Origin of the sequence: Sphingomonas citricola, from assembly GCF_019429535.1 — a bacterium.
GTDB lineage: Bacteria > Pseudomonadota > Alphaproteobacteria > Sphingomonadales > Sphingomonadaceae > Sphingomonas > Sphingomonas citricola.
In genome coordinates this window covers 115,917-127,765 of the sequence record NZ_JAHXZM010000001.1, presented here as the reverse complement: position 1 = coordinate 127,765, position 11,849 = coordinate 115,917, and the positions used below count along the sequence as shown (strand labels likewise).

At 69.0% G+C, this 11,849-nt stretch carries 10 protein-coding genes; 6 read left to right on the top strand and 4 right to left on the bottom strand.

The features are described 5' to 3' along the window. Positions 1–7 precede the first annotated feature (7 nt). The 4 genes from KZ810_RS00625 to KZ810_RS00610 all read left to right on the top strand — a co-directional run bounded on the left by KZ810_RS00625 (position 8) and on the right by KZ810_RS00610 (position 3,694). Positions 8–1,801 carry an ABC transporter transmembrane domain-containing protein gene (locus KZ810_RS00625; RefSeq protein WP_219767086.1) on the top strand — a complete coding sequence of 598 codons (1,794 nt, stop codon included), beginning with the start codon at positions 8–10 and terminating at the stop codon, positions 1,799–1,801. A gap of 129 nt (positions 1,802–1,930) precedes the next feature. Further along, complete coding sequence (locus KZ810_RS00620) at positions 1,931–2,107, top strand: hypothetical protein (protein ID WP_219767085.1); 177 nt, start codon at positions 1,931–1,933, stop codon at positions 2,105–2,107. Then, a complete protein-coding gene (locus KZ810_RS00615) occupies positions 2,104–2,463 on the top strand; it encodes an antitoxin Xre/MbcA/ParS toxin-binding domain-containing protein (RefSeq protein ID WP_219767084.1) in 360 nt (119 codons plus the stop codon). Before KZ810_RS00620 ends, KZ810_RS00615 begins: the two co-directional genes overlap by 4 nt. A 61-nt stretch (positions 2,464–2,524) precedes the next feature. Beyond that, a complete protein-coding gene (locus KZ810_RS00610) occupies positions 2,525–3,694 on the top strand; it encodes a saccharopine dehydrogenase family protein (protein ID WP_219767083.1) in 1,170 nt (389 codons plus the stop codon). Between the two features lie 33 nt (positions 3,695–3,727). On the opposite strand, the gene KZ810_RS00605 is transcribed toward KZ810_RS00610, so the two are convergent. The 4 genes from KZ810_RS00605 to KZ810_RS00590 all read right to left on the bottom strand — a co-directional run bounded on the left by KZ810_RS00605 (position 3,728) and on the right by KZ810_RS00590 (position 8,910). After that, positions 3,728–4,030, bottom strand: a complete 303-nt coding sequence (locus tag KZ810_RS00605) for a hypothetical protein (RefSeq protein WP_219767082.1) — start codon at positions 4,028–4,030, stop codon at positions 3,728–3,730. Between the two features lie 9 nt (positions 4,031–4,039). After that, positions 4,040–6,280 carry a ribonuclease R family protein gene (locus KZ810_RS00600; RefSeq protein ID WP_219767081.1) on the bottom strand — a complete coding sequence of 747 codons (2,241 nt, stop codon included), beginning with the start codon at positions 6,278–6,280 and terminating at the stop codon, positions 4,040–4,042. A gap of 105 nt (positions 6,281–6,385) precedes the next feature. Continuing rightward, positions 6,386–7,918, bottom strand: coding sequence for a proline--tRNA ligase (proS, locus tag KZ810_RS00595; protein ID WP_219767080.1), 1,533 nt, complete (start codon positions 7,916–7,918; stop codon positions 6,386–6,388). Between the two features lie 56 nt (positions 7,919–7,974). After that, the gene (locus KZ810_RS00590; protein ID WP_219767079.1) at positions 7,975–8,910 is read right to left on the bottom strand and encodes a right-handed parallel beta-helix repeat-containing protein; all 936 of its coding nucleotides are present in this window, start codon (positions 8,908–8,910) and stop codon (positions 7,975–7,977) included. Positions 8,911–9,138: 228 nt separating this feature from the next. Between KZ810_RS00590 and KZ810_RS00585 the strand changes: the two genes are divergently transcribed. Both KZ810_RS00585 and KZ810_RS00580 read left to right on the top strand, forming a co-directional pair. Next, complete coding sequence (locus KZ810_RS00585) at positions 9,139–10,563, top strand: aldehyde dehydrogenase family protein (RefSeq protein ID WP_219767078.1); 1,425 nt, start codon at positions 9,139–9,141, stop codon at positions 10,561–10,563. A gap of 73 nt (positions 10,564–10,636) precedes the next feature. After that, entirely contained in the window at positions 10,637–11,848 is a 1,212-nt protein-coding gene (locus KZ810_RS00580) for an alginate export family protein (protein ID WP_219767077.1), read from the top strand. Position 11,849: the final 1 nt, after the last annotated feature.

The window sequence follows — 11,849 nt, the reverse complement described above, 5'->3', positions numbered from 1 at the left end:
GCGGGGCATGGCCAGCGCACCCCCCGCCGCCGCTTTGACCGAGGTCGCCCCCTCGCGCCGGATCGGCAATCTCTCCATGGTCTGGCGCGCGGCGCGGCGGTATCCGGCGCAGATCGCCGCGGCCTGCCTCGCGCTCGCGGTCACCTCTGCGGCGACGATCGCGATCCCCTACAGCTTCAAACGCGTAATCGACCGCGGCTTCGCGGCAGGCGGCAGCAGCGAGGCGGTGTCGGGGGCGTTTCATTACATGCTGATGATCGTCGTCGTGCTGGCGATCGGCACCGCGTTCCGCTTCTATTTCGTGTCGTGGCTGGGCGAGCGTGTCGTCGCCGACATCCGCACGCAGGTGCAGGGCCACCTGCTGACGCTGACCCCGCGCTTCTACGAGGAAAACCGCCCGTCGGAGATCGCCAGCCGGCTGACCGCGGACACCGGACAGATCGAGACGGTGGTCGGCAGCACGGTATCGATCGCGCTGCGGAACGTCTTCACCAGCGTCGGCGGGCTCGTCTACCTGTTCACCATCTCGCCCAAGCTGACCGGGCTGCTGGTGGTGGCGATCCCGTTGATCATCGCGCCGATCGCGTTGCTGGGCAAACGCGTGCGCACCTACTCGCGCACCTCGCAGGACCGGATCGCCGACGTCGGATCGATCGTCACCGAGACGTTGGGCGCGATGAAGATCGTACAGGCATTCGGGCAGGAACGCCGTGAGGGCGAGCGGTTCGGCGACGCGGTCGAGGCGACGATGGCGGCGGCTAGGCAGCGCATCCTGCTGCGCGCGATCATGACCGCGATCGTCATCGGGCTCGTCTTCGGCGCAATCACGCTGGTGATGTGGGAAGGCGCGATCGACGTCGCCGCCGGGCGGCTGTCGGGCGGCGCGATCGCCGCGTTCGTGCTAACCGGCGGGATCGTCGCAGGCGCGTTCGGCGCGCTGACCGAGGTCTACGGCGACCTGTTGCGGGGTGCGGGCGCGGCGGGGCGGCTGGCGGAGTTGCTCGCCGAGCGGCCGGAGATTGCTGCGCCCGCAAATCCAATTGCGTTGCCGCGGCCGCCGCAGGGTCGCGTCGACTTCGCGGGGGTCGAGTTCCGCTACCCCACGCGCCCCGACGTCGCGGCGCTGCACGATTTCACGCTGTCGGTCGCCCCCGGCGAGACGGTGGCGGTTGTCGGCCCGTCAGGCGCGGGCAAGTCGACGTTGTTTCAGCTGATCCAGCGGTTCTACGATCCCGCCGCCGGCACGGTCAGCGTGGACGGGGTGGCGCTGCGCGATGCCGATCCGGCCGAAGTGCGCGCGCGGATCGCGATGGTGCCGCAGGAAACGGTGATCTTCGGCACGTCGGCGCGCGACAATCTGCGCTACGGCCGCTGGGACGCCGACGACGCCGCGATCTGGCGCGCGGCGGAGGCCGCCAATGCCGCCGACTTCCTACGCGCGCTGCCCGACGGGCTCGACACGTTCCTGGGCGAAGGCGGCGCGCGGCTGTCGGGCGGGCAGCGCCAACGCGTCGCGATCGCGCGCGCGCTGCTGCGCGACGCGCCGATCCTGCTGCTCGACGAGGCGACCAGCGCGCTCGACGCGGAGAGCGAGCGGCTGGTGCAGGACGCGCTCGAGCGGTTGATGGCCGACCGCACCACGATCGTTATCGCGCACCGCCTGGCGACCGTCCGCGCCGCCGACCGCATCGTCGTGATGGACGAGGGCCGCATCGTCGAGGAAGGCAATCATGCGTCACTGTTTGCGCGCGGCGGCCTCTACGCACGGCTCGCCAGCCTGCAATTCAGCGAAGCGGCGTGAGCTCGGCGGGGCGCGCGCCTATCTATTAACCCCCCGATGCCCTATATCATCCGTATCGCGAGCAACCCGACCGTAGGCGCTCGCGGCTGAGAGACCATGCGCTCCCGCTTACGACAAGGGAGTTTCTCGATGGACCTCAACTACCTGCTGCACCGCCATCAGGTGTCGCTAATGCGCGCGCTGGCGGGCGACTCGAGCGAGGCGCGCCACGCGCATCGCGGGCTCGCCCACGGTTACGGCACGCGGATCGCGGCGCTTCGCGCGACGATGGGCGCGGCCCCCTCGATGCTGGACCGCGTCAGTTGAGCGACGAGGCCCAAACGCCCGCCGCCCAGCCTGCCGAGGCCCAGCGAGCCGTCGCCAAGCCCGCCGGTCGCCATTTCCGGCCCGCGCGCGTCGCGATGGACCGAGGTGCCGCGGCGCGCCAGGGAAGCATCGCGCAGCGCGCCTTCCTCGCGTTTGGCAATCGCGACGCCGCGGTCGCCTTTCTGAACACTCACGACGATGCGCTGGGGCAGCGTCCGATCGACGCCGCGGTGGCGAGCGCGGACGGTCTGGCGGCGGCCGAACGGCTACTCGCCGAGCGGGCGGGTGGAAACTCACGCGGGCCCGAGATGACGCCGACGATGACGGGCGCTGCACCGCCGCGCAACCCGGTGTAAACGCGGACTTGTCTCACCCCGCCCTGTCGGCTCTACTCGACGAAACGACAGGGAGACTGGCATGTCACAGGTTCAACGCCGCGAGTTCGACGTCATCGTCTACGGCGCGACGGGATATACCGGGCGGCTTGTCGCCGAATATCTGGCGCAGACCTACCCGAGCGGGGTGCGCTGGGCGATGGCGGGGCGCTCGCTCGCCAAGCTGGAAGCAGTACGCGCCGAGATGGGCGTGCCCGCCGACGTACCGCTCGTCACCGCCGATGCGGAGGCGCCGGCCTCGCTGCGGGAAATGTGCGCGCGTGCCACCGTGATCATCACGACGGTCGGTCCGTACCAGCTCTACGGCAGCGACCTCGTCGCGGCGTGCGTTGAGACGGGGACCGCCTATGTCGACCTGTGTGGCGAACCGGGCTGGATGCGCGAGATGATCGACGTGCACCACACCGCCGCGCAGGCGAGCGGGGCACGGATCGTCTTCTCGTGCGGGTTCGATTCGATCCCGTTCGACCTCGGCGTGCTGACCCTGCAGGAGGCGGCACGCGCGCGCTTCGGCAAGCCGGTGCCGCGGATCAAGGCGCGCGTGCGCGAGATGAAGGGTGGTTTCTCGGGCGGTACGGCGGCGAGCCTGAAGGCGACGATGGCGGCGGCGGCGCGCAAACCCTCGCTGATCCCGCTGCTCGCCGACCCGTTCGCGCTGACGCCGGGGCACAAGGGGCCGAACCAGCCGTCGGGGTTGATCCCCGAATACGATCCGACGCTCCATTCCTGGGTCGCGCCGTTCGTGATGGCGCCGATCAACACCAAGAACGTCCACCGCACCAATTTCCTGCTCGGGCAGCCGTGGGGCGACATCGTCTACGACGAGATGGTGGTGACGGGCCTGGGCGACATGGGGCGTGCGGCGGCCGAGGCACTGGGGAAGCTCAACCCGTTCGCGGGCGACAAGGGACCGAAGCCCGGCGAGGGCCCGACCAAGGAGGAGCGCGAGGCGGGACATTTCGACGTGCTGTTCGCGGGGCTGTACGACGACGGCCAGCGAATCGACGCGGTCGTGACCGGCAACCGCGACCCCGGTTACGGCTGCACCAGCCGGATGCTGGCCGAAAGCGCGCTCTGCTTGGTTCAGGACGTCGCGGGCCAGGGCGGCGTGTGGACGCCGGGGGCGCTGATGGGTGCGAAGCTGCGCAATCGGTTGGTCGCGCGCGCGGGGATGACCTTCACCACCGACTGAGCGCGAGCGGGTGGCCGAGCGCGCCGCCCGCCCCTATCCGCCGATGGCCATCGCGCCCGCCGCCGCGAACCCGGCAAGCGCGATCCCGCCGAGCACGCGCGCGAGCGATTCCTTGCGGAAATCGGACAAGCGATCCTGGTCGAGCCAGAAACGCCCCTGCTTCACCTCCACCAGCAAGCCGAAATCGGTCATTCGCTTGAACAGCCGCGTCTCCAGCCGGCCCTTGGGCGCGTAGGGGAGCGCGGCGTCAGGCTTGGTCGCGCCGGCGTCGAGGAAATAATCAACGACGCGCCCGCGCGTACGCGCGAGCAGGGCGGACATCGGGTCGCGGGCCATGTGGTGATCCTATCGCTTCTTGCCGTCGTGGCGGATGTTCGCCGGTCGTCCGCGCCGTTTGAGCACGCGTCCGGCCTTGTTGGGCGAGCGCTCCTTACCCCCGCCGCCGCGGTGACGCGAGGCGGAAGGTGGTGCGAAGCGGCCTTTGGGCAGCTCGAAGCGCAGCGCGCCCGAGACCGGGTTCGCTTCCGCGAGCCGCAGTTCGAGCCGCTGGCCGAGCGCGTATTGCTCGCCGCTCTGCTCGCCCGTCAACGTGCGTGCGCCCTCGTCGAAGCGGAAATATTCGCCGCCGAGATCACGCACCGGCATCAATCCGTCGCCGCCGATCCCGTCGACGGTGGCGAAGAAGCCGAAATTGGTGACCCCGGTGATCCGCACCTCGACCACCTCGCCCTCGCGCTCGGCAAGAAAGGCGGCGACGTAGCGGTCGATCGTGTCGCGCTCCGCCTCCATCGCGCGGCGTTCGAGCTTGCTGATCTGCTCGCCCAGATGCTCGAAATTCTCGTCGCCGTTGAGGCCACCGGGGCCGAGTGCGTACGCCGAGACGAGCGCGCGGTGGACGAGCAGGTCGGCGTAGCGCCGGATCGGCGAGGTGAAATGGCCGTAGCTGCCGAGCGACAACCCGAAATGGCCGTGGTTGAGTGGAGCATAATAGGCCTGCGTCTGGGTGCGCAGCACCTGCTCCATCACCTGCGGGCGGAAATCGGCGTCACCGATGCGTTCGATGATGCGGTTGAATGTCGCGGGCTTGATCACCTGCCCCATCGCGAATGGCACGCCGAAGGTGTCGAGATAATCCTTGAGCGCCACCAGCTTCTCGTGCGCGGGCGGTTCGTGGACGCGGTACATGACCGGCGCCTTCTTGGCCTCGAGCGCCTTTGCCGCCGCGACGTTCGCCGCGATCATGTAATCCTCGATCAGGCGGTGCGCGTCCAACCGCTCGCGCGCGGCGACCGACATGATGCGGCCGTTCGCGTCGAGTACGACGCGGCGTTCGGGAAGATCGAGGTCGAGCGGCTCACGCTTGTCGCGCGCCGCGGCCAGCGCGCGCCAGCAATCCCATAGCGGGCGGAGCGCATCGATCTGCGTGCCCTCGCCGGCGTCGATCGTCGCCTGCGCATCCTCGTAGGCGATGTTGGCGGCGAGCCGGACGGTCGCGCGGGTGAAGCGCCATGATTTCAGCGCGCCCGCCTTGGTCACCTGCAGATGGCAGGCGAGCGCGGCGCGGTCCTCCCCTTCCTTCAACGAGCAGACGTCCGCCGACAGGATTTCGGGCAGCATCGGCACGACGCGGTCGGGGAAGTAGACCGAGTTGCCGCGCGCGCGTGCCTCGCGGTCGATCGCGGAGCCCGGACGGACGTAGAAGCTGACGTCGGCGATCGCGACGATCGCCCGCCATCCGCCCGCGTTCTCGGGATCGTCGTCGGGGGTTGCCCAGACCGCGTCGTCGTGATCGCGCGCGTCGGCGGGATCGATCGCGACGATCGGCAGGTGCGTCAAATCCTCGCGGTCCTCTCCCAGGGGCTGCCGCGCAACGCGCTCCGCCTCGTCGAGCGCCTCGCGCGCGAACACAGCGGGGATCCCGTGCTTGGCAATCGCGATCAGCGAGAAGCTGCGCGGCGCGAACGGGTCGCCCAGCCGCTGCACGACGCGCGCGGTGACGCGCGGTGGGCGCCCGGCGAGCTCGGCGGTGACCAGCTCACCCGCCTCGGCCCCGCCCGCGTCCGACACCGCATATTCGCGGCGTTCCTTCTTGTCGGTGCCCTGTAGCCATAGGCGGTCTCCTTCACCGCGCAGCACGCCGATGACCTGCTCCGAGGTGGGTTTGAGCACCTTCATGGGGTGCGCGGTGATTCCGCTGCCCGTCTCCTCCGTCCGCGCGAGGATACGCTCGCCGATGCCGAGCGCGCCGCGCTTCTGCTCGCGCACGCGGATGCGCGGCAAGGGCGCCTCGCTGTCCCATTTCTCGGGTGCGGCCCAGACATTGCCGCCATCGTCGACGTCGGTGACGCGCAGCACCGTCACCTTGGGCACACCGCCCATCTTGTGGAAGGCGCGGCCGGGGGCTGAATCGATCAGCCCCTCGTCCGCCATGTCCTTGAGCAGCGCCTTGAGCCCGATCTTCTCCTGCGCGGAGAGCGCGAAGGCACGCGCGATCTCGCGCTTGCCCGCGGGCTGCGCCGATCGCGTAATGAAGTTGAGAATCTGCTCGCGGGTCGGCAGGCCGCCCTTTTGTGGTTTTCTTGGCACGCCCAAGAGATAGGCGCTGCGCCCGCCCGCGTCACCTGCGCGCGCGGGCGCACACGATAATCAATGATCCGTCCGACCCGACGAACGCCGGCCGACCGGCCGCGCTCAATATGCGCGGCCGACCAAGACGCGCTCGACGCACGGCTCACCGGTGAAGATGCACTGCCCTTCGGGATGCGTCTGCCCCATCGGCGCGTTGCGCAGCGTGAGCTTCAATGCCTTCAAGCGTTCCACCACCTTGTCGAGCGCGTCGCCGGTCGGGCGCGACCAGCGGACGTCGAGCCAGCCGGGCGCCTTGTTGCCCTCGGCGAAGTGCGCCTCGACCTGCGACCAGTCGTCGGCGGGGGTGATGTTCGCCTTCAGCCGCGCGTCGGCCTCGTCAAACAGCGACTGCTGGATGTCGGCGAGCATCGCGCCGACGTTGCCAACGAAATCGTCCTTCGCGATGCCGACGCTGTCGAGCTTGCCGTCGGCGCGGTAGAGGCGGTCGCGGCGGATCACCGAGACGTTGCCCGCCGCCATGTCGCGCCCGCCGACCTCGATCACGATCGGCGCGCCCTTCTTGACCCAAGACCAGCGCTTGTTGGTCGACTTGACCGCTTTCAGGTCGAGCAGCGCGCGCACCGGTTCGCCTAGCGCGTGTTCACGGCCGAGCGCCTGTTGCAGCGCCTTGCAGTAATCGATCAGCGCTGCGTCGTCCGCATTGTCGCGCAGCATCGGCACGATCACCACCTGCCACGGCGCGACGCGCGGCGGCACGCGCAGGCCGTCGTCGTCGCCGTGCACCATGATCAGCCCGCCGATCATTCGCGTCGACACGCCCCAGCTCGTGGTGTTGGCGAGTTCGAGCTGTCCCTCGGCATTCTGGAAGCGGATGTTCTGCGCGCTGGCGAAATTGGTGCCGAGGAAGTGCGAGGTGCCGGCCTGGAGCGCCTTGCCGTCCTGCATCATCGCCTCGATCGAATAGGTCGCGACCGCGCCGGGGAAGCGCTCGTTCTCGGGCTTCTCGCCCGCGATCACTGGCAGCGCGACCGCGTTCTCGGCGAAATCGCGGTACACCTCGAGCATCTTAAGCGTCTCCTCGCGCGCCTCGTCAGCGCTGGCGTGTGCGGTATGCCCCTCCTGCCATAGGAACTCGGCAGTACGCAGGAACATGCGCGTGCGCATCTCCCAGCGTACGACATTGGCCCATTGGTTGATCAGCACCGGCAGGTCGCGCCACGACTGGATCCAGCGCGAGAAGGCCGCACCGATCACCGTCTCGCTGGTCGGGCGCACCACCAGCGGCTCCTCGAGCTTGGCGGCGGGATCGGGGACGAGCCCGCCCTTGCCGTCAGCGACCAGCCGATGGTGCGTGACGACCGCCATCTCTTTCGCGAAGCCCTCGACGTGCTCCGCTTCCTTCTCGAAATAGGAGAGCGGGATGAACAGCGGGAAATAGCAATTCTCATGCCCCGTCGCCTTGATCGCGTCGTCGAGCAGGCGCTGCATCCGCTCCCAGATGCCGTAGCCCCACGGGCGGATCACCATGCACCCGCGCACGCCCGATTCCTCGGCGAGGTCGGCCTCGCTGATCACGGTCTGGTACCATTGGGCGAAATCACCCTCGCGGGTGACGGAAAGCGCGTGCTTGATCATGATGCGGTTTGCACTAGCCGCGACCGCGGGCGCGATGGAAGCGAAACGTTTGTGCGTCAGCGCGTCTCGTACGGCTTGATCCCCGCGCCCAGCCGGTTCTGCCCGATCGCCATCCGGTCGCCGCTCGCATTGGCGACGAAGGCGGGGTGCTTGTCCTGTCCGGGGGCGAGCGAGGCGGTGTTGCCCTCGACCTGCAGGCCCGCCGCCGAGAATTTGTGCGCTTCCGCCGCGACGACGATGAAGCCCGTCCAGTTCTCCTTGTGCGTGCCCTGCACGAAGACGTTGTCGGCGATCCGCCCGGTCCCGCCCTCGGGCAGGTCGATCGCGTAGTTGGTCTTGCGGCCCTGCGTGTCGTCGAAGCTGTTGTTGGTGATCGCGACGCGCGGCGCGCGGATCTTGACGTAATGCCCACCGCGACCGCGCTCGAACCGCGAATTGGTGATCGTGACGCTGCCGTGCGTCGCAAGATAGACCGAGTGCGCGCAGTCGGGCGTCTCGTCGCACTGGCCGAGCCCGGCAAAGGTCGAGTGATCGATGCGGATGCGCGTCGGCTGGTCGGTCGCGCCCAGGATGCCTTCCTGGCTGTCGAGGAACATTGAGTTGGTGACGGTCAGGTCACCCAGTTCGATGCGGATGCCCGCACCGTTGCCGTCCTCGACGCGCATCCCGCGGAACACGATGCCGTCGACGGTCGAGCCTTCGCCGCGCAGCACGAGCGCCGCCTTGCCCTCGCAGGTGGTGCCGTCGAAGATCACCGAGCCGGGTTGCTGCGCCTTGAAGGTGACATGCCCCGCCTGCTGCACCGCGCAGTCGTGATACGTCCCCGGCGCGATCAGCACGGTCACGTCGCGCCCGCGCACCGCCATCAGTGCGTCGTCGAGCTTGGCGAACGACTGGCCGGTCTCGGCGATCGTGTACGGGCCGGTCCCTTGCGCGGCGGCGGGAACCGCGAGCGCGGACGCGAGGGCGACGAAGGGCAGGAACTGGCGCATGCGTGACTCCTTGACGTTCCCTGCCTTGCGCACGCGCGGAAGGCCGACGCCACCCGCAAAGAGGGTTAACGTTCGGTCAGGCGATGCACGGCGGGCGGGCGGGTGCCAAAGCGTGCCAGAGCGGTACGTCCGGGCGCTGCGTCGGCCGATCACGTTTCGCCTTGCAACCGGCCTGCGTGCGCGCCATCACTTTTGTTATCCCGGCAGACAAGGGCGGTGGAGAGCGTGATGCAGAGCTACCTCAAACACTACATCAACGGCGCGTGGGTCGAGAGCGACGGCGGCACGGTCTATCAGGTGATCGACCCCGCGACCGAGCAGCCGTGCACCAAGATCACGCTCGGCACCCCCGCCGACGTCGACCGCGCGGTCGAGGCCGCGCGCACCGCGTTCGAGACGTGGTCGCAGACGAGCGTCGACGAGCGCAAGGCGGTGCTGACGCGCATCCTGGGCGAATACAAGAAGCGGATCCCCGATCTCGCGCGGTCGATGGCGCAGGAGATGGGCGCGCCGATGGGGCTGGCGATGGCGGCACAGGCGCCGACCGGCCTCGCGCATTTCGCCGCGACGCTGAAGGCGCTCGACGAATTCGCGTTCGAGGAGGTGATCGGCAAGGCGAAGGTCGTCCACGAACCGCTGGGCGTCGTCGCGATGATCACGCCGTGGAACTGGCCGCTCAACCAGATCTGCGCGAAGGTCGCGCCAGCGCTCGCCGCGGGCGACACGATGATCCTGAAGCCCAGCGAGGAGGCGCCGAGCTGCGCGGTGATCCTGGCCGAGATCATGGACGCGGCGGGTGTGCCCGCGGGTGTGTTCAACCTCGTCAACGGCGATGGTCCGGGCGTTGGTTCCGCGCTGAGCGCGCACCGCGGCGTCGACATGGTGAGCTTCACCGGATCGACCCGCGCCGGCATCGCGGTCGCGCAGGCGGCGGCGGCGACGGTCAAGCGCGTGCATCAGGAACTGGGCGGAAAGGCCGCCAATCTGGTGCTGGAGGGCGCGGACCTGGGCAAGGTGCTGCCCCCGACGGTCGCGGGCGTGCTCGCGAACTCGGGCCAGAGCTGCATCGCGCCGACGCGCCTGCTCGTCCATCAGAGCCAGGTCGCAGAGGCGACCGCGATCGTCAAATCGATGATGGAACAGACCAAGGTCGGTAACCCGCTGGAGGAAGGCCAGCACATCGGACCCGTCGTCAACAAGGCGCAATATGAGAAGATCCAGGGGCTGATCCAGTCGGCGATCGACGAGGGCGCGACGCTTGTCACCGGCGGTCCAGGGCGGCCCGACGGGCGCAATTCGGGCTTCTACATCCAGCCGACGCTGTTCACCGACGTGACGCCCGACATGCGCATCGCGCGCGAGGAAACGTTCGGACCCGTGGCGACGATCACGACCTATGACGCGATCGACGAGGGCGTGCGGATCGCCAACGACACCGAATACGGGCTGTCGGCGACGATCTCGGGCGATCCGGCCGAGGCGGCGAAGGTCGCCGCGAAGCTGCGCGCCGGGCTGGTGACGATCAACAGCTGGTCGCCCGACATCGCCGCGCCGTTCGGCGGCTACAAGCAATCAGGCAACGGGCGCGAGAACGGCAGATACGGCCTGACCGATTTCATGGAAGTGAAGACGGTGGTCGGCGCACCCGCCTGAGCACGCGCGCGGCGCGGGCTTGCACGCGGGCCCGCGCCTGTCGCATGGACACCACCGGGCGAAGGGGGTGATCATGCAACGTTTCTGGTTGGCTGCGCTCGCCGCGTCGACGTGCGTGAGTGCCGCCGCCGCGAAGGACCTCGCGCTCACCCCGCTCGCGGAGGCGCGGCTGCGGTACGAGGGTGTCGACCAGGACGGCCTGCCGCGGCGTTCCGACGCGGTGACGCTGCGCGCGCGCGCCGGGGTTCAGGCGACCGCCGATCGCCTGTCGGCGCTGATCGAGAGCGAGGGAACGCTCGCGATCGGCACCCATTACTATGACGGTCTGGAGGGCGACAGCGGCCGCCCGACGGTCGCCGACCCGCAGAACGTCGAGTTCAATCGCGCGCAACTCGCCTACACGATTCCCGACCGCGCCACGCTGACGGTCGGGCGGCAATATCTGATCCTCGCCGACCAGCGTTTCGTTGGGGCGGCGAAGTTCCGACAGAACGCGCAAACGTTCGACGCGGCACGCGCGCAGGCGACGCTCGCGCCGAAACTGACGATCGACGTCAGCTACGCGTGGAACGTCCGGACGGTGAACGGCATCGACGGGCGTGGCGCACGCCCGCGCTCGATCGGGGGGAACGACGTGTTCGCGCTGCTCGGCTACGCCTCGCCGATCGGGACGCTGACGGGGTTCGCGTATCTGATCGATGCAGACGAGGCGGCATACCAGGGTTATCAGCTGTCGAGCCAGACCTATGGCGTGCGGCTGGCGGGGAAGCGTCCGCTCGGCGGTGCGTACGCGGTCGACTATACGCTCAGTTACGCGCGGCAGAGCGATTACGCGCGCAACCCTAATGATTATGCCGCGAACTATTGGCTTGGCGAGGCGAAGCTGTCGCGCAAGGCGGTGGCCGCGACGATCGGCTACGAACTGCTCGGCGCCGACGACGGCCGCGCGCTAACGAGCGTGCAGACCCCTTATGGTTCGGTGTTCGGTTTTCAGGGCTGGGCCGACAAGTTCACGACGACGCCGCCCGACGGCGTGCGCGACGTCTACGCCGGCCTGAGCGCGCGCTGGCCCGAACTGGGTCGCGTGCGCGGGGTCGAGCTGTCCGCGTTCGTCCACCATTACGACAGCGACCGGCGTACGCGCAGCTACGGCGATGAACTCAACCTGCTGGCGAGCGCGACGGTGCGCGGGGTCACCTGGTCGGCGCGGTACGCGGACTATGTCGCCGATCGGTTCGCGACCGATACGCGCAAGCTGTGGCTCACCGCCGAATGGGCGCTGTGAC